This is a genomic window from Hymenobacter psoromatis, assembly GCA_001596155.1.
In the GTDB taxonomy this organism is placed as follows: domain Bacteria; phylum Bacteroidota; class Bacteroidia; order Cytophagales; family Hymenobacteraceae; genus Hymenobacter.
Genome location: CP014771.1, coordinates 4147037 through 4164600 on the forward strand (window position 1 = coordinate 4147037; position 17564 = coordinate 4164600).

Sequence of the window (17564 nt, forward strand, 5' to 3'; positions counted from 1 at the left end):
TTAACGGCCCAGTAATTCATCATAAATAGCTAAATACCCGGCCGCCGCCCGCGCCCAGCCAAACTGCCCGGCCTGCGCCCGCGCCGCCGCGGCCCGCGCGGGCGAGTGCCCGGCCAGCCCGGCGGCCAGCGCGCGGCGCATGGTTTCGGCCGAAAAATCGTCGAAGTAATACGCCGCGTCGCCGCCCACCTCGGGCAGCGAGGTGAGGCGGCTCAGAAAAACGGGCTTGCCCAGCTGCATGGCCTCCACCACCGGCAGGCCAAAACCCTCGGCCAACGAGGGCTGCAAATAGGCCGCGCAGTGCTGATAATACCAAGTTTTGTCGGCCTCACTGATGCCGGTGAGCACCGTGAGGCGGTCGGCCACGCCGGCCTGCGCGGCAGCGGCGCGCATAGCGGCCACGTAATCGGCCTCGGCAAAGCTGCCGGCAATAATCAGCTCATAGTCAGTGCCCGGCAGCAGCGCGAGCAGCGTGTGAAAGTTCTTCTTGCTGTTAATTGTGCCCAGCCCAAACAAAAAGGGCCGGCGCGGCGCGTAGGCCGGCGCGTGGCGGGGGGGTAGGGGTGCCAGCGCCTCCACGCCGCGCGGCACGTAGCGCAGCGGCTGGCGGCCCCGGTAGCCCAGCAGGTCGGCGTGGCGCAGCACGTCCTGGCGCACGAAGTCGGAGATAGTTACCAAATAGTCAGCTCGTTGCATATTGCGACGCACCATCGCCAGTTGCCGCACGTAGGTGCGCTCGTCGGGGTTTTCGTGCAAAAAATTGAGGTCGTGAATCGTTAAAACCACCTTCGTGAACGGGCTGGTGGGCACGTACCAGCTCAGCTGCGAGGTGGCGTGCCACAGCCGAAAGCCGTAGCTGGGCGGGTTCAGATACTTGTGAAAGCTGCGCTGCGTGAGGTAGCGCACGCCCGCGCTCCCCAGCCCGCCCACCTCGCCCGGCGGCACGTAGCAATAGAGCCGGTAGCGGTGGTTCTGCCGGATAAGCTCGTGGGCCAGCGGCACCACGAAGTGACTGAAGCCGCTGTTCCGGTCTTTGAGCGGCTCACAATCGAGTAAAATACGGGGCAACGGCATCGGGCAGAGCGGGGCAGAAAAATCAGGCGGGCTGCGGGCGGCCCGGTGCCGCGCGCGCGAGCTGCCCGGCCAGTTGCTGCTGGGCGGCCCGCGCCTCCTGGTAAAGGTCGGCCGAGAGAGGCAGCTCGCCATACCAGCTGTAGTCAAACTGCCGCGTGAGCTCGGCAAAAGCCGGGCGGGCGGCGGGGTGGGTGGCGGCCAGCTCGCGCAGGTAGGTCTGGTTGGTTTTGTCGGGCTGCCAGGCGATGAAGTCGCGGTCGGTGAGCTGCTTGAGCAGCTGCAGGTAGCCCAGGCGCAGCGCCAGGCGGCGGTTGCCGGTGGCCTCGGCCTGGGCAATGGCCTCGCCAAAATTCAGCTCGTGAATATTTTCCTGGCCCACCTCATAGGCGAGGGGTAGGCCGCGCGGCGCGCGGCCAAACGCGCGGGTAATATCCACCTGCAACAATTTCAGCACCGCGAACACCAGCACCGCCGCCAGCAGGCCGTAGAAAAATACGTCCCAGGCCACCCGGCCGCCCTTCGTGTCTTGCGTGCCGGCCAGCTGCCGCCACAGCCAGGCCAGCAGCCGCTGCCAGAAGCTGGGCGTCGTCGGCTCCTCGCGCACCTCCACGTACTGCAAGTCGTGCTGGCCTCGCAGCTCGCGCAGGCGGGCCGCCGCCGGGCGGCGCACCACGACCGGCGCGGCGGGGGGGGGTAGGGGCGCGGCCAGGCTGGTGTCGGCGCGCGGCTGGGCCAAGCGGTGCCACGCGGGCGGCCTTTGCGCCGGGGCGGGGCCGGCCGCCAGCAGCAGCACGGGCAAAAAGAACAGGGGTAGGCGGCGCATAAGCAAGCCGGAAGTCGGGAAGAAAGGGCGGGGCGGCGGTTAGTACTCGCCCTGCTCGTCGGGCTGGTAATGGCCCGATTGAGCCGTGGGCGCGGGCTGGCCCAACTGGCTCACCAGCAGGCTCGTGCCATAGCCCTCCCGCTTCTCCACGAGATTGAAATACTGAAAGACCAGCACCAGCAGCGGCAGAGAATACGTGAACATGATACCCACCGCATATAGGCACTGCGCCACCAGCCCCAGCACGTCGGAGCTCAGCCCCGGCAGCTGAAGCATCTTGCCAAACATGACAACATACTGCGGAATGGCAAACACAATGGCCAGCATCGATTGCAGAAACGTGGCCACCAGCAGCAGCCCAAACGTGGCCCACCAGTGCCCCTTAATCAGCTGAAAGCACCGGCCCACGCTCGCAAACAGGCCCCGGTCTTCGAGCCACAGCACCGGGAATAGCAGGCTCAGGGCAATGCTCGCGTAAATCAGCAGGCAATAAAAAATCGGGATGAGGATAAACCCGAACGCCAGCCTCGAACCGCTGCTTCCCAGCACTTTACCAGCACCCACCAGGCCGCCAATCACCAGCACCACGACCAGGGCCAGCACCACGTAGCCGCCGATGAACAGCCCCACCATGCTGAGCATCCGGCCCAGGCGGGCGCGCAGCTCGGCCCACACGTCGGTGGGCGTGACGGGGGTAGTGGCCGGCAGCCGCAGCCGCGCCCGCACGTAGGCATGCACCGTGCTTACGAGCAGCAGAAAGGCCAGTATCGCGCCCAGCACCGCTACTCCTAGCCCCAGCCCGCCGAGGCCCAGCGCGTTAAACGCGGCGAAAGGGTTGCCTGCCTTCGGCCCGGCCCCGGCCCGTTGGGCCGCCAGCGCGTCGCCCGACAGGTTAAACATGGTGTTGGTAAACATACCCAGGCCAATGCCCAGCAGCAGCGCGCCCGGCAATACAAAGTATACCAGGCACTTACCCAGGGAACGCCAGTGGGCCCCGATAAAGTCAAAGGCTGCCGAAATTTTGGCCCCAAAGTCGCGCTCCTGCCAAAAGTCGGCCGGCGTAGTGTAAGTGTTTTTCATAGGTGGTGGTTAAAGGTTAATTATTGCCCGTTAAGCGTTTGTCATTGCGAGCCTGCGAAGCAATCGCACCAGAACGAGTCGTTCGAATATCGTGCGGGTGCGATTGCTTCGCAGGCTCGCAATGACAGTTTTATTACTCACTACTCATTGCTCATTACCCACCACCCGCCGCGGGTAAATGCCAAAGTACCAGATGATAAACGCCGCCGAGCCGCCGATGATACTCAGGCTCAGGGCCACCGGCATCTCGGTGTGGCGCGTCACGAAGCTTTCCAGAAAAGCGGCCACTACGATAATCGGCACCAGGCCCAGCGCCAGCTTAATGGCGTCGCGCGCGGCGCGGGCCAGCGACTCGCGCCGCCCGTAGGTGCCCGGAAACAGCAGCCCGCCACCCAGAATAAACCCCGCCCCGCCGGCTAGCACAATGCTCGGAATTTCGAGCGTGCCGTGAATCCAGATGGTGAGCAGCGAGGGCAAAAGCACGTGCTGCTGGTAAAAAAAATACTGGAACGAGCCCAGCATCAGGCCGTTAAAAAAGAGCGAATACAACGTCCCTACCCCCAGCGTGAGGCCCCAGGCGAAGGTGCGCAGCGCCACGTATAGGTTGTTGCCCGCGATGCCCAGAAACATCACCCCCGAGCCGCCCGACTTATAAACGGCCATCGGGTCGCCGCGCCGGATGTTGGCCAGCGTCTGGTTCACGTAGTCGTCGCCGAGCACTACCCGGACAAAATCAGTATCATACGCCGCCGAGAGTGCGCCCAGCGCCGTGAACAGCACGAACAGGCCCATCGCCCAGGCCAGCGCCGCCTGGTGCCGGGCCACCACCAGCGGCACCTCCACGGCCCAGAAGTGGCCCAGGCGGCGCGGCTGCTCGGCCTGGTTGCGGTAGAGCGACTGGTGCAGCTTGCCAGCCAGCGTGTTGAGGTAGGCCGTGGTGGGCGAGGCGGGGTAGAAGGTCTGGGCGTAGGCCAGGTCGTCGGTGAGGGCCACGAAGCGGGCGGCCAGCTCGTCAGGATTGGTGGCCGGGCGCGCCTCGTACTGCTGCCAACGGGCCTGGTTTTGACGCAGAAAAGCGGCTTCGCGCATAAGTTAACTAAGATTAGGCCTTAAAGATAGGCCGCCGCCGCATAGCTACTTAGCCGGGCCGGTGTATTTTTCGGTCCGATATCCTTTGCCCCGGCTTTATGGCGACCATTCGCATTCACACCACCCAAAACGTGACCCTCGAATACGAGGTAGCCAGCCTCGGCGACCGCATCGTGGCCACGCTCATCGACTACTTCGTGCTCATTGCCTGGGGCGTGCTGTGGGCGGTGCTGGTCACCACACTGGCCTCGGGCAGCCACGAGAGCCGCCCCACCGACTGGAGCAGCGCCGTTGGCATAGCCGTTATCATTATCCTGGTGATTATTATCGCGCCCTACGTGCTCTATTTTTTGCTGAGCGAAATCTTCTTCAACGGCCAGACCATTGGCAAAAAAGCGCGCGACCTGCGCGTGGTGCGCCTCGACGGCACCGCGCCGCGCGTGGGCGACTACTTGTTGCGCTGGCTGCTGCGGCTGGTCGATTTTGGGTTTGGCGGCGGTATCGTGGCCGTGTTGGCCATCGCCGTCAGCGGCAAGGGGCAGCGCCTCGGCGACATGGCGGCCGGCACCAGCGTCATCAGCCTGCGGCCCCGGCCCGAGGTGTTGGCCAGCCTGTCCAGCCCGGCCGCACTGGCCGGCTACCAAGCCGTTTTTCCGCAGGCCGCCGACCTCAGCGACCACGACGTGACCCTGCTGCGCCAGCTGCTGGGCCGCTCCGTGCAGCAAGGCAACTATCTGCTGCTCAACGAAACGGCCACCAAAATAAAGCAGCTGCTCAGCATCCACACCGACCTGGCCGACGAGGCTTTTCTGCAAACCATTCTGCGCGACCACGCCTACCTCGTGGCGCAGGGGTAGGGCCGCTAACGCCGCACGCCGCGCTCCACGCCGACGGCCGTCACGACTACGCGGTCGGAGTAGGGGGGTAGGGGCGGTGCCGGCGGGGCCGGGGCCAACTCCCGCGCGTCCTTCATCTCAAAATGCACGGCCAGGTAAAACCGGGCCGTCGTCGGCTGGCCCCGGTACACGGCCGGAATCCAGCGGTCGGGCAGCTGCTGCAACGCGCGCCACACTTCCTGGTCACAGGCCGGCGACAGGCCATGCTCGATGATGTAGTGGCTGGTATGGCCATCGGGGTCCACGAGGTACGACAAGAGCACGTCGCCCTGCACCTGCTGCTGAAGCGCCGCAACGGGGTAGCGCAGCTGCTTTTGCAGCTCGTGCCGCCGGCCGGCGCGGCTGCCAATGGGGCCGGGTGCCCGGTCGGGGCGCACGAGCTGCCAGGCATCGCCCACCCGCAGCTCATAGCGGGCCGGGTCGGGCCGCCGGTAGCTGATGCGGCTCGAATCGTAATTCATGCGCAACTCCAGCTGGCCGGCCTCGTCAAAATAGTCCCACACGCCGGTGGGCTGGCCTTTCGTCAGCGTGCCGCGCTCAAGCGGGGCCGGGGCCGGCCGCTGAGCCAGCGCCGGGCCGGCGGCCAGCAGCGCCAGGGCCAGCAAAAAAGGCTGGTAGTTCATGCGGTATAGCCAAGTAAGAATGAAGGCCGCAAGATGCGAAGAAGTTTCGTGCAATCAAGGGGTCGTGGGCATTAGCTACCCCCGCCGCGGCGGTCGCATTATAACCTAGCGCACAGAGTGTAGTGGTGGCCGGCCGCACGTCGCGGCCGGCCAGCGCCTGGGTCGCGTCGAACTAACAGGCCAATACAAAAAAGCCGCCCCTTGCGGAACGGCTCCTAACTCTTAAAAAATGTATGGTACCCGAAGGCCCTACCCCGCCGCGATGGCCTTGCGGCGGCTGGGCTTGGTGGCGGGCTGGCGCTCCTCGCCCTGGGCCAGCAATTCTTCGTCGCGCTCGGCTTTCTTGGCAATCCAGCTCACGCTGTAGAGGTCCTTGCGGCGGTCGCGTAGGTTGCGCACCGCGCCGCTGGTGTTCAGGTCTTTGAGTAGGTCCAGGTCGAGGTCGGCGATGAGGGTCATCTCCGTGTTGGGGGTAGCCTCGGCCACGATGGCATCGTGCGGAAACGCGAAGTCGCTGGGGCTGAACACGGCCGACTGCGAGTACTGAATATCCATGTTCTCGACGCGCGGCAGGTTGCCCACCGAGCCCGTAATGGCCACGTAGCACTCGTTTTCGATGGCGCGGGCCTGGGCGCAGATGCGTACGCGCTGGTAGGAGTTCTTGGTGTCGGTCCAGAAGGGCACGAACAGGATTTTCATGCCTTCGTCGCTCAAAATGCGCGCCAGCTCCGGGAACTCCACATCGTAGCACACCAGGATGCCGATTTTGCCAAAATCGGTGTCGAAACATTTGATTTTGTCGCCGCCGCGCATGCCCCAGTAGCTGGCCTCGTCGGGCGTCACGTGCAGCTTATACTGCTCGTCCACGGTGCCGTCGCGCCGGCATAAGTAGCTGACGTTGTAGAGCATCCCATCCTCATACACTGGCATCGAGCCCGCGATTACGTTGATGTTGTGGCTCACGGCCAGCTCCATCATGCGCGTCTTGATGGGCTCGGTAAACGCCGCCATGCCCCGAATAGCTGCCGAAGCCGCCTTCTCGCCGGTGAGGGCCATCATGGGGGCGTTGAAAAACTCTGGAAACAGCACGCAGTCAGCCTTGTAGCCGCTCACGGTGTCCACAAAAAACTCAATTTGCTGGAAAAAGTCCTCCAGGCTGGCCGTAGCCCGCATCTGCCACTGCACGATGCCAATGCGCACGTTCGACTTCTGGTTGCCGATGAGCTTGTCAAATTCCTCGTCGTAGTACACGTTAATCCACTCCAGCAGCGTCGCATAAGCCTTTGACTCCGAGTCATAAGGCAAGTAGCCGCGGATGATTTTGCGCACGTGAAACTCGTTCGAGAGCTGAAAAGTCAGAATCGGGTCCACCAGCTCCTTGTTGCGCACTAGCTCCACGTACTTGGCGGGCGTCATCTCGCCCGCATAGGCGGCGTAGCCGGGGATGCGGCCGCCGGCCACCATCGCGCGCAGGTTCAGGTTCTCGCACAGCTCTTTGCGGGCGTCGTAGAGGCGGCGGCCCAGGCGCAGGCTGCGGTATTCGGGGTCCACGAATACGTCCACGCCGTAGAGCGTGTCGCCGTCGGCGTCGTGAGTATCGAACTTGCCGTTGCCGGTGATTTTGGCATACGTGTGCTTATCGCCAAACTTGGTGTAATCCACGATGATAGCCAGCGCCGCGGCCACCAGCCGGCCGTTGTCCTCAATACCAATCTGGCCCTCGGGAAACTTGCGGATGAGCGCCGCGAACTCGTCGGCTTTCCACGCGCCTTCCATATTAGAATATACCTTGTCCATGATTTCCTCAATGGCTTTGAAGTCGGCGCGGCGCAGCTGGCGCAGCACCAGCTTGTGGGCCGGCACGGCAGTGGGTGTCAGGAGCTCGTCGAGGGCCATTTTGCCGTTTTTCTTGGGGTGATGTGCGCCGCCGGATGCGGTTTTGCTGCTAGCAGAAGTAGCCATAAATAGAGGGAAATCAAACAAAAATAAGTGGCCGGCCACGGGGCCAGCCACTTATATAAACCGCAGTCAGGCTAAAAAAGATGCGTCGGCCCCGCGTGGGGCCAACGCCCTACCCCCCCTGCGGGGGCTAAACGCCGCTCATTTCGGGCACCTCCTCGTCGGTGCCGTGCACCACCAGCCGGCCCGCCGTGGCGGCCCGAATCTGGGCCACCGACACGCCCGGCGCGCGCTCGCGCAGCACAAAGCCGTCGGGCGTCACGTCGAGCACGGCCAGCTCGGTCACTATTTTCTTCACGCAGCGCAGGCCCGTAATGGGCAACGTGCAGTCGGGGAGCAGCTTGCTGGAGCCGTCACGGGCCACGTGCTGCATGGCCACGATGATATTCTTGGCCGAGGCCACGAGGTCCATCGCGCCACCCATGCCCTTCACCAGCTTGCCGGGAATCTTCCAGTTGGCGATGTCGCCGCGTTCGCTCACCTCCATCGCGCCCAAAATGGTCAGGTCCACGTGCTCGCCGCGAATCATGCCAAACGAGTCGGCCGACGAAAACAGGCTGGAGCCCGGCAGTGTCGTCACCGTCTGCTTGCCGGCGTTGATGAGGTCGGGGTCCACCTCCGCTTCGGTCGGAAATGGCCCCATGCCGAGCAAGCCGTTTTCGCTTTGCAACTCGACGTTAATACCTTGAGGAATATAGTTGGCCACCAGCGTCGGAATGCCGATGCCGAGGTTGACGTAGGAGTTGTTTTCTACTTCTTGCGCGATGCGCTTGGCGATGCCGTGTTTGTCGAGAGCCATAGGTGGGAATGAAGGGGGTAGGAATACTTATGCTGCTCAGCAAGTGAGCAGTGTAGCGCGAACTGGAAAGTTCGCGCTACTTGGCCAGCGCCGCGTACACGGCCTTGCGGAAGCGGGGCACCAGGTCGGGCGTGTTGTTATGCGGAAATTTCTGGGTGTAAAGCAGCACTACCAGGTGCTTTTTGGGGTCAACCCAGTAGTCGGTGCCGAACGCGCCGCCCCACTCGTAGCTGCCCACCGACTGCCCGGTTTGGGCCGCGCCGGCCGGCGTCACGATGCTGAAACCAAGGCCAAACTTGTTCAGCCCCTGGCTCACGTCGCCAATCTGGTTTTGCGTCATTAGGGCTACCGTGCTGGGTTTCAGCAGGCGGTGGCCGGCGTAGGTGCCGCCATTGAGCATCATTTGCAGGAAAACGGCGTAGTCGTCGATAGTTGACGACAGCCCGCCGCCGCCCGAAAAGTACGTGCCCGCCTGGTTCGGGAAGTCGGGCCGCAGCCCCAGCATACCGGTCGTTGGCATGGCCACGGTGTGGTGGGCCGCGTCTTCGCTATAAAGCGGCGCGAGGCGGCTTTGGCGGTCGGTGGGCAGGTAGAAATAGGTGTCGCGCATGCCCAGCGGCTCAAACACGCGGGCGCGCAGATATTGGTCGAGCGGCTGCCCGCTCAGCACCTCAATCAGGCGACCCAGCACGTCCACGCTCAGTCCGTAGGTGAAGCGCTCGCCGGGCTGGTGCATCAGCGGCTGCCGGGCCAGCGCGTCGATGGCCGGCCCCAGCGTGCCCGCCGGCGACCCTACCCCCGACGGAATGTGCGCCTTCGCATAAATAGCCCGCGCCTCGGCCGAGCCAATCACCGCGTAGCCAATGCCCGAAGTGTGCGTCAGCAGCTGCCGAATGGTAATCTCGCCGCGCGCCGGCACCGTCGTAAACGTCGAGTCCTTGGGGTTGAAGCTGGCCAGCACCTTCGGGTGCGCAAACGCCGGCAAATACTTGGCAATGGGGTCATCGAGCTGAAACTTGCCCTGGTCATACAGCTCCATCAGCCCCACGCTCGTGATGGCCTTGGTTTGCGAGGCAATGCGCTCGATGGCGTCGGGCCGCAACGGCGTCTTGGCCGCCGCGTCGGCGTAACCCAACGCCTTGCGGTACACCACCTTGCCATCGCGGGCCACCAGGGCAATGACGCCTGGCAGCCGGCCATCGTCCACGTAGCCTTGCAGCAGCTGGTCGAGTTGTTTGAGACCCTCCGCACTGACCCCCACGCTGGCGGGCGCCGCAGCCGGCAGCATCGCCGCAGCCGGCTGGCCCAGCGCTGGCCCAGCAGCGCCAAGCGCCAGCACCAAAACCAAGATAGTATTTCTCATTGCTGTTTTTTAATCCTTTAGGAAATTCAAAAAAGCGATACTGACTAAACGTCATTCCGAGCTTGCCGAGGAATCTCGCTCGTAATCGTTCGGGTTTCGTCCGACGACGCGAGCGAGATTCCTCGGCAAGCTCGGAATGACGGGCTGACGACTTCCTAAACAGCCTCGCCTACTAAATCCGACCAATCCGACCAATCCGAAAAATCCGTGGTTCAGACAAGTACCGTGCGCTGCTCGATGCGCTTCTCATACTGCTCCCCCTGAAAAATACGCTGCACGAAAATTCCCGGCGTGTGAATCTGGTTGGGGTCGAGCGCGCCCGCGGGAACCAATTCCTCCACCTCCGCCACGGTAATCTTGCCGGCCGTAGCCATCATCGGGTTGAAATTACGGGCCGTGCCCTTGTAAATGAGGTTGCCCGCCGTGTCGCCCTTCCAAGCTTTGACGAACGCAAAATCGGCGGTGAGGCCGGTTTCGAGCAGGTACATCTTGCCGTTGAACTCGCGGCTTTCCTTCCCTACTCCCACCTCCGTGCCGTAACCGGCCGGGGTGAAAAATGCCGGAATGCCCGCCCCGCCGGCCCGGCAGCGCTCGGCCAGCGTGCCCTGCGGAATCAGTTCCACCTCCAGCTCACCGGCTAATAATTGCCGCTCAAACTCGGCATTCTCGCCCACGTAGCTCGAAATCATCTTGCGCACCTGCCGCTTTTGCAAGAGCAGCCCAATGCCAAAATCATCGACGCCCGCGTTGTTCGAGATGCAGGTTAAGTCCTTCACGCCCAGGCGTAAAATCCCTTGAATGGCGTTTTCAGGGATGCCGCAGAGGCCAAAGCCGCCCAGCATCAGGGTCATGCCGTTGGCCAGGCCCGCGAGGGCGGCCCGGACATCGGGAACAGTCTTATCAATCATAGGTGAATATTTCGCGGGCGAAATCAGTGGGTGGGAAAAGCGGGCGGAAGATAGTCAAGGGGCAGGAGCTCGCCGATTTTCTCGAAGCTCCAGTAGCCCTCCGTGAGCAGCGCCAGCGGCTCGGTGGGCACGCCATTCGGCTCCACTTCGGCGGCCGGGGGCGGCCGCAAGTGCAACACCGATTCCTGGTAGCGGGGTAGGGGCCGGCCCGACACCGAGCCCGGCAGCCGGAAGTTAGGGTCGGGCCGCTCGCCATCGTAGGTCACGGCCAGCAGGTCGCGAAAGCGCAGCCACACCCGGCCGTTGGCGTCGGTGCGGCGCATGCTGTCGGGCGGCAGGTAGGGCTCGTAGAGAATCGAAACCAGGTGCGGCTCAGCCAGCTGCTTCCATATCGAGGGGGGTAGGCTATTCTGATTGAGGATGGCGCCCGAGGCCTGGCGGGCGCGCACCAGGCTGTCGGCGGCGGCCCAGCGGCGGTTGGGCAGGCGCTGCAAGCGTTGCAGCCGGAAGCCCTGCTGCACCACGTCGCCCACGTAGGCACTACGCAAAAAGTGCATAAACGACCCCTGATAGGCCCGCAGGCGGTTAGCGGCCCACCGCTTTTGTTGCTTGTTGGTACCAGTCAGCTCCTTGAAAACCACCTGGCTAAGCGTAGTAAGCATGGCCGACTGGTCGGCAAAATCGGCCCGGAAATACAGGTTGTAAAACGTGAGGCGGTAGCCCAGCGCCAGGTTATCGACCAGCAGCGGCTGCCGCGCCGCGCCGGCCGTGAGCGCCCGCGTAGTGGGGTCATAATCGACCTGCACATCGGTCGGGTTGCGCACCTGGCACTGGCGCGCGAAGCTGGACGTGCCCAGAAATAATTCCAGAAAGCGCTGGTAGTCATCGGCCAGCGCCGGCCGCGGCCGCACCACTACCTCGCCCAGCGCCTGCGCGGCGGGGGGTAGGGCCAGGTCAACGGTCAGCGGCGCGCTGCCCACCACCACCGACTGCTGCCGCAGCCGGTGGCCCAGGTACGTGGCGGCCACCTCGTAGCGGCCCGCCGGCACGGCTGGCAGCACATAATGCCCCTGCTCATTGGTCGTCGCGCCCAGCGTGGTATTCACCAGAAACACGCTGGCAAACGCCAGCGGCTGCCGCGTCACGGAGTCGCGCACCGTGCCGCTGAGGCTAGCTTGCGCCAACGCCAGCCCCGGCAGCAGCCAAAGTAGGAAAGCCCAAATGGCGCGCATATTTCAGTAGGAAAGCCCGGAATGAAAAGAGCTTTCCGCAAAAATAGGCGCATTCCCTACCCCCTGTTAGGTTAGTAGCACGAACTTTCCAGTTCGTGCGCGAGCAAAGCGAGCATCGTCGTGCGCACCGCGTGGTCCCGGCTGCTCGCTGCGCTCGCGCACGAACTGGAAAGTTCGCGCTACTGGTGGCCTACCGCAGTTGGGCGCGGCCCGTGGCCGGCGCGCTACGCGCCGGAGCGGGGGTAGGCGCGGCCGGCGCAGTAGTCAGCGGCTCGTAGTCGAGAGGCATAAACTCGCCGATTTTCTCGAAGCCCCAGTACTCGCCCAGCGCTACGGCTTCGGAATCGTGGAGCGAGCCGTTGGGCAAAATCTCGACCTGAGGAGCCAGCAGGCGCACCTTCGATACCTCGCGCTCGGTGGGGTAGGGCGTGCGCGAGTAGCCCAGCGGCGACATCGGCTGGCTGTAGGCCGGGTCGGGCGTTTCGCCAAAATAAGCCACCTGCAGGTCGCCCGTGAAGCGCAGATACACGTGCTGCCGGTCGGCCGATACCCGCCGAATGCTGTCGATGGGCCGCGCGCCGGGATACACCACGGCCGAGCTGCCGTCGGGCGTCAAGCGCACGAGCTGCGCCAAAAAGCCCTGCTTCTTCAAGTCGTTGCGGTACACGCTGCGCAAGAAGTGCGTGAATGAGCCCGCGTAGGCCCTGGCGCGGTTGGCGGCCCACTGCTGCCGCTGCTGGTCGTCCTGCGGCGTCATTTCCTCAAACACCGGCTGGCCGTCAAAGCTGCCGGCGCTGCCGTCGGGGGTAAAGCGGAAGCTCATGCCGTAGTATTTCAGGCGGTAGCCCAAGGCGTCGTTTTCCACCTCTACGAAGTTTTTGGCCGAGGCCACCAGCTCCTGCGTCGAGTCGTTAACGAACACCACCACGTTCTTCGGATTGGTGATGCGGCACTGCTGCGAAAACGCGGTTTGCCCCAGAAAAAGGCCCGAAAATTTGTCATAATCTTCCTGGCTGTGGGGGCTGGCCTGCACCATTACCTCGCCCAGCGCCGGCCCCGCCGCGCTCAGCAGCAGCGTCAGGCTCTGGGGCGCGGCCGCCTTGCCTATCGTAATGGATTGCTTGCTCAAATTGTAGCCTACGTAGGAGCCCACCAGCTCGTAGCTGCCCGCCGGTACCTTCGGAAATACGAATTCGCCCTGCTCGGTAGTAGTCGCGCCCAGCGTCGTATTGGCCAAAAACACGCTGGCAAACGCCAGCGGCTGGTGAGTGGCCGAGTCCTGCACCACGCCCGTCAGCTTGCCCTGCGCCAGGGCCAGCCCCGGCAGCAAGCAAAGTAAAAACGCCAGTATCTTCTGCATAAGTCAGTTAGTAGGGAAGAGGTCGCCTTCGCCGGCGAGCGAGGGGGTAGGGCAAGAAAAGTGCCTAAGCGCCCAGCGCCGCCCGCGTGGCCTGCGCATCGAGCGCCAGCTGGGCTGTGAGGGCAGGCAGGCCATCATACTTTTCTTCGCCCCGCAGCCAGGCAACGAACTCCAGCGTCAGTAATTGCCCGTATAGGTCACCGCTAAAGTCAAGTAGATTAACCTCAATGGTTTGCGCCAGACCTTCGCCAATGGTCGGCCGCACCCCAATGGCCAGCATGCCGGGGTGCCGGGTGCCCGCCGCCGTGGTCGCCCACACCGCATAAATGCCGATGGCCGGCACCAGCTTCAGCGGCTCGGGCACGGCCAGGTTGGCCGTGGGGTAGCCGATGGTGCGGCCCAGCTGCTGGCCCGTCACCACGCGCCCGGTGAGGGGGTAGTGATAACCCAGATAGGCCGTGGCAGTAGCCACATCGCCGGCCCGCAGCGCCCGCCGAATGCGCGTGCTGCTCACGCCCACCGCGTCCACGTCCTGCCGCGAAATTTCCTCCACCGTGAAGCCGTAGCGCGCCGCGTGCTGGCTGAGGTAGTCGAAGCCACCCTCCCGGTTTTTGCCGAAGCGGTGGTCGTAGCCAATCACCAAGTGCCTGGTGCCCACCGTTTTTACTAGCAATTCCTGAATGTATTCCTCCGAGGTCCACTGCGCAAACTCGCGGGTGAAGGGCATCACCAGCAGGTAGTCCACGCCGTGCTCGGCCAGCCGGGCCGCGCGCTCATCCAGGGTGTTGAGCAGCTGCAACTCCAGCAGCTCGGGATGCGAGGGCGGCGGCCCCAGCACCAGGCGCGGGTGCGGCCAATAGGTGACGACCACCGTGGGGCCGCCCACCGCGTCGGCTACCTGCCGCAGCCGCGCCAAAATGCGCTGGTGCCCCAGGTGCACCCCATCGAAGGTGCCGCTCGTCACCACGGCATTGGGCAGGCGCGGAAAGTCGGCGGGGTCAGTAATACAAATCACGGATTACGCGGATTTTAGACGGATTTCACGGATTTTGTAGACGGCGCGGGGGGCTCTGGCTTGGCCTACGCGGATTCGGCTGATTGTGCTGAATCTGGAGTGGCGGGCAAGCTGGAATTTTCGGCCTGCTGGGCGGCGAAATAGTCGAGGCCGGCGCGGGGTGCCGGGTGGCGCTCGCGCGGGCGGGGGGGGGTAGGGGCCGCGCCATCGGCGGCGGCGGCCTCGGGGCGGGGCGGGCGCAGGGCCTGCACCTCGGCCACGGTCCAGGCGTCGGCTAGTTTATAGTCGCCGATGCGGGTGCGCACCAGGCGCGTGAGGTGCGCGCCTACCCCCAGCGCCGCGCCCAGGTCGCGGGCCAGGCTGCGGATGTAGGTACCCTTCGAGCACACCACCCGAAAATCAATTTCCGGCAGCTCGATGCGCGTAATATCAAACGCCTTTATCTCCACCGTTTTGGGCTTGATTTCGGCTTCCTGGCCTTTGCGCGCCAGCTCGTAGGCGCGCTGGCCGTCCACTTTCACCGCCGAAAACAGCGGGGGTATCTGCTCAATTTTACCCAGAAAGGGTAGCACGGCGGCCCGGATTTCCGCCTCCGTCAGGTGCGCGTAGGGCAGCTCGGCGTCCACGGCCGTTTCGCGGTCGAAGCTGGGGGTAGTCTGGCCCAGGCGGAAGGTGCCTTCATACTCTTTTTCCTGGGCCTGAATCTGGTCTATGTCCTTGGTTTTTTTGCCGGTGCAGAGAATAAGCAAGCCGGTCGCCAGCGGGTCGAGGGTGCCGGCGTGGCCGATTTTGCGCGGGCGCAACGTGTTTTTCACCTTGCGCACGATATCAAATGAAGTCCAGGTCAGCGGCTTGTCGAGCAGCAGCACTTCGCCCGTTTCAAAGTCAAAGTCTGCCAGCTGTTTTTTCTCGCTCATCCTAAACCAGTTGCAGATTGAGGCCCAGCCCAATCATCACTAAAAGCAGTCCGCCCACGATGATGCGGTAGATGCCGAACGCCCGAAAGCCGTACTTCGCCACGAAGCCCACAAACAGCCGAATTGCCAGCAGCGCCACCACAAAGGCCACCACGTTGCCGAGCACCAGCAGCTTCACCTCCTGCCCCGAGAATAAGTGGCCCAGGTCAACACCCTGACTGTGAGCTTCTTTGTAATAATCGTACAAGTCCTTGGCCGCCGCCGCCGCCATCGTGGGCATGGCCAGGAAGAACGCAAACTCGGCCGCCGCCCGGCGCGTCAGCTTCTGCGTGAGGCCGCCGATAATGGTGGCCGCCGAGCGGCTCACGCCCGGCACCACGGCCAGGCACTGAAACCAGCCGATGACAAACGCCTCCTTGTAGCTCGGGTTCGTGACCGGGTGGCCGCCGTGCTGCGAGTCTTCCTGCGGATAGAGCTTATCAATGAATACCAGCACGATACCGCCCAGCAGCAGCATCACGGCCACCGTCGTCACCGACTCCAGCAGGGCGTCGATGTGCTTTTTGAGCAGCAGCCCCACCACCACGATGGGCAGAAAAGCCACCAGCAGTTTCAGGTAAAAATCAATATTCTGAAAAAATCGCTTCCAGTACACCACCAGCACCGACAGGATGGCCCCGAGCTGAATCACCACCAAAAAGAGTTTCACAAAAGGGGTAGCCGCGATGCCCAGCAGCTTGGAGGCGATAATCATGTGGCCAGTGCTCGATACGGGCAGAAATTCGGTGATTCCTTCCACAATCGCCAGCAGCAGCGCTTGCCAGTAAGTCATTTTTGGTGCTTGTTAGTTGTTGATTGTTAAGCGTTTGTCATTGCGAGCCTGCGAAGCAATCGCACCAGAACGAAGCCAGCGCCGGTCGTTCTGGTGCGATTGCTTCGCAGGCTCGCAATGACGGATAACACACTAAAACCTAGCTCGGCCGCTTATACGCCGGCTTGGCCGGGCGGGGGGGGGTAGGGGCCGCCGTGGGCGCGGCTGCCGGCGCGGCCGGCTTGAGGCCCGCCACGAAGGGCGCGGCGACCACTGGCTCAGCGGCGGGCACTAATTCGCCGGGATTGCTGCGCACCATAATGGCCGCAAACTCAATGAGAAAGCCCAAAAAAAGCAAAATCGGCCCCAGCGTGAGTCCCAGAAAGCCCTCGCCATAATCGGCCTTGTCGAGCATCATCGTGATGAAGCCCACGGCCAGCACGGCCAAGCCCGCCCACATCAGGCGGTAGTTGCGCGGCCCAAAGGCGAAGCGAATCGTTGGTTGCATAAGGTTCTGGTTCTTAGTTTTTGGTTCCTGGTTCCTGGTTTCTAGTCTGAACGACAACTAGGAACCAGAAACCAGGAACAAGGAACTCAATAAAGCTCGTCGAGCGACACGTTTAAGTATTTATTAACTGCCCAATACGAGCTGAAAAAGCCGATGGCCGTGCCCAGCCCCAGCACCCCCAGCAGCAGCAGGCCAATGAGGTAGTCGTCGCGCAGCAGGCGCAGCTGCGTGATTTCCAGATACGCATATTGCAGCAGCCCCAGCAGCACCAGCGCGGCCAGCAAGCCGCTGGCCAGGCCCTGCCAGGTGGCGCGCCGAATAAACGGCTGCCGGATAAAGAACCGCGTTGCGCCCACCAGTTGCATCGACCGGATAAGCAGCCGCTGCGAAAACATGGCTAGCTTAATGGTATTGTTAATCAAAATAACCACCACCAGCACCAGCACCGCCGCGAAGCCCAGCAGCAGCAGGCTCACCCGCGCCAGATTTTGGTTAATGCTGGTGAACAGGCTCTTCGGATACTGCACCTCAAACACGCCGCGCATCTGGCCCAGGCTGCGGCCCAGCCGGCGCAGGCTGGCCGTGTCGGTGTGGGTGGAGTTTATCTTAATAGCGTAGGCGTCGCGCAAAGGATTGTCATCCAAAAAGTTATGATAATCCTCGCCGGTGCTTTCGAGTAGTTGGCGGGCACCTTCTTCCTTGCTCACGAAGCGCACCTGGGCGCGGCCGTTGCGCACGGCTACATCGGGTTGGTTTTCCAGGTCTTGCTGCAGGCGCAGCAGCTCGGTTTCGGGCAGGTTGCGCTCCAGGTACACCTGCACCTCCAGGTTTTCGCGCACCGACTCGCCCAGCTTGTGGGCGTGCAGCAGCAGCAGGCCAAACAACCCAATCACCACCAGCGCCAGCGTCACGCTGAACACCACCAGCAGGGTAGGGTAGGAGCCAAGTTTCTTTTTGCGGGGCCGGGCCATAGAAGCGCAAAGGTACACGTAGCTTTAATTGGAATAACGCGCCTACCACCTGTCATTGTGAGCACAGCGAAGCAATCGCACCCGCCCGATACCCGAACGAGTCGTTCTACAATCGTTCTGGTGCGATTGCTTCGCT

The 17564-nt window shown here is 63.2% G+C and carries 15 protein-coding genes and 2 pseudogenes; 1 reads left to right on the forward strand and 16 read right to left on the reverse strand.

The window, feature by feature from the left end; translation table 11 throughout:
* The 4 genes from A0257_17715 to A0257_17730 form a co-directional block, all read right to left on the reverse strand.
* Entirely contained in the window at positions 1-1074 is a 1074-nt protein-coding gene (locus A0257_17715; GenBank protein ID AMR28753.1) for a hypothetical protein, read from the reverse strand.
* Positions 1075-1096: 22 nt separating this feature from the next.
* Positions 1097-1897, reverse strand: coding sequence for a hypothetical protein (locus A0257_17720; protein AMR28754.1), 801 nt, complete (start codon positions 1895-1897; stop codon positions 1097-1099).
* A 39-nt stretch (positions 1898-1936) separates the two neighbouring features.
* Positions 1937-2977 (reverse strand): hypothetical protein, encoded by a 1041-nt coding sequence (locus A0257_17725; GenBank protein AMR28755.1) that lies wholly within the window; start codon positions 2975-2977, stop codon positions 1937-1939.
* A 144-nt stretch (positions 2978-3121) separates the two neighbouring features.
* A complete protein-coding gene (locus A0257_17730) occupies positions 3122-4066 on the reverse strand; it encodes a hypothetical protein (GenBank protein AMR28756.1) in 945 nt (314 codons plus the stop codon).
* Positions 4067-4164: 98 nt separating this feature from the next.
* Between A0257_17730 and A0257_17735 the strand changes: the two genes are divergently transcribed.
* Positions 4165-4923: a hypothetical protein gene (locus tag A0257_17735; protein ID AMR28757.1), complete on the forward strand. Its 759-nt coding sequence runs from the start codon at positions 4165-4167 to the stop codon at positions 4921-4923.
* Between the two features lie 5 nt (positions 4924-4928).
* Here the strand turns inward: A0257_17735 and A0257_17740 are convergent, their stop codons facing one another.
* The 12 genes and pseudogenes from A0257_17740 to A0257_17795 form a co-directional block, all read right to left on the reverse strand.
* Complete coding sequence (locus A0257_17740; GenBank protein AMR28758.1) at positions 4929-5585, reverse strand: hypothetical protein; 657 nt, start codon at positions 5583-5585, stop codon at positions 4929-4931.
* Positions 5586-5834: 249 nt separating this feature from the next.
* On the reverse strand, positions 5835-7481 hold the full coding sequence (locus A0257_17745) for a hydrolase (protein ID AMR29832.1): 1647 nt from the start codon (positions 7479-7481) through the stop codon (positions 5835-5837).
* A 193-nt stretch (positions 7482-7674) separates the two neighbouring features.
* Positions 7675-8343, reverse strand: a complete 669-nt coding sequence (locus A0257_17750; protein AMR28759.1) for a succinyl-CoA--3-ketoacid-CoA transferase — start codon at positions 8341-8343, stop codon at positions 7675-7677.
* A 76-nt stretch (positions 8344-8419) separates the two neighbouring features.
* Positions 8420-9706 carry a serine hydrolase gene (locus tag A0257_17755; protein AMR28760.1) on the reverse strand — a complete coding sequence of 429 codons (1287 nt, stop codon included), beginning with the start codon at positions 9704-9706 and terminating at the stop codon, positions 8420-8422.
* Between the two features lie 212 nt (positions 9707-9918).
* Entirely contained in the window at positions 9919-10614 is a 696-nt protein-coding gene (locus A0257_17760; protein ID AMR28761.1) for a succinyl-CoA--3-ketoacid-CoA transferase, read from the reverse strand.
* Positions 10615-10637: 23 nt separating this feature from the next.
* Positions 10638-11846 carry a hypothetical protein gene (locus A0257_17765; protein AMR28762.1) on the reverse strand — a complete coding sequence of 403 codons (1209 nt, stop codon included), beginning with the start codon at positions 11844-11846 and terminating at the stop codon, positions 10638-10640.
* 190 nt (positions 11847-12036) lie between these two features.
* Positions 12037-13176: a hypothetical protein gene (locus A0257_17770; GenBank protein ID AMR28763.1), complete on the reverse strand. Its 1140-nt coding sequence runs from the start codon at positions 13174-13176 to the stop codon at positions 12037-12039.
* Positions 13177-13270: 94 nt separating this feature from the next.
* Complete coding sequence (locus A0257_17775; protein ID AMR29833.1) at positions 13271-14218, reverse strand: riboflavin biosynthesis protein RibF; 948 nt, start codon at positions 14216-14218, stop codon at positions 13271-13273.
* Positions 14219-14460: 242 nt separating this feature from the next.
* Positions 14461-15138: pseudogene (locus A0257_17780) on the reverse strand (tRNA pseudouridine(55) synthase).
* Position 15139: 1 nt separating this feature from the next.
* Positions 15140-15970, reverse strand: coding sequence for a UDP-diphosphatase (locus A0257_17785; protein ID AMR28764.1), 831 nt, complete (start codon positions 15968-15970; stop codon positions 15140-15142).
* A gap of 289 nt (positions 15971-16259) precedes the next feature.
* Positions 16260-16457, reverse strand: a pseudogene (locus tag A0257_17790) (hypothetical protein).
* Positions 16458-16543: 86 nt separating this feature from the next.
* Entirely contained in the window at positions 16544-17428 is an 885-nt protein-coding gene (locus A0257_17795; protein AMR28765.1) for a cell division protein, read from the reverse strand.
* Between the last annotated feature and the right edge of the window lie 136 nt (positions 17429-17564).

Coding starts and splice junctions, on each gene's coding strand:
- A0257_17750 (AMR28759.1), bottom strand. CDS start 8,343: ATGGCTCTCGACAAACACGGCATCGCCAAGCGCATCGCGCAAGAAGTA.
- A0257_17795 (AMR28765.1), bottom strand. CDS start 17,428: ATGGCCCGGCCCCGCAAAAAGAAACTTGGCTCCTACCCTACCCTGCTG.
- A0257_17740 (AMR28758.1), bottom strand. CDS start 5,585: ATGAACTACCAGCCTTTTTTGCTGGCCCTGGCGCTGCTGGCCGCCGGC.
- A0257_17725 (AMR28755.1), bottom strand. CDS start 2,977: ATGAAAAACACTTACACTACGCCGGCCGACTTTTGGCAGGAGCGCGAC.
- A0257_17720 (AMR28754.1), bottom strand. CDS start 1,897: ATGCGCCGCCTACCCCTGTTCTTTTTGCCCGTGCTGCTGCTGGCGGCC.
- A0257_17760 (AMR28761.1), bottom strand. CDS start 10,614: ATGATTGATAAGACTGTTCCCGATGTCCGGGCCGCCCTCGCGGGCCTG.
- A0257_17745 (AMR29832.1), bottom strand. CDS start 7,481: ATGGCCCTCGACGAGCTCCTGACACCCACTGCCGTGCCGGCCCACAAG.
- A0257_17765 (AMR28762.1), bottom strand. CDS start 11,846: ATGCGCGCCATTTGGGCTTTCCTACTTTGGCTGCTGCCGGGGCTGGCG.
- A0257_17715 (AMR28753.1), bottom strand. CDS start 1,074: ATGCCGTTGCCCCGTATTTTACTCGATTGTGAGCCGCTCAAAGACCGG.
- A0257_17755 (AMR28760.1), bottom strand. CDS start 9,706: ATGAGAAATACTATCTTGGTTTTGGTGCTGGCGCTTGGCGCTGCTGGG.
- A0257_17785 (AMR28764.1), bottom strand. CDS start 15,970: ATGACTTACTGGCAAGCGCTGCTGCTGGCGATTGTGGAAGGAATCACC.
- A0257_17735 (AMR28757.1), top strand. CDS start 4,165: ATGGCGACCATTCGCATTCACACCACCCAAAACGTGACCCTCGAATAC.
- A0257_17730 (AMR28756.1), bottom strand. CDS start 4,066: ATGCGCGAAGCCGCTTTTCTGCGTCAAAACCAGGCCCGTTGGCAGCAG.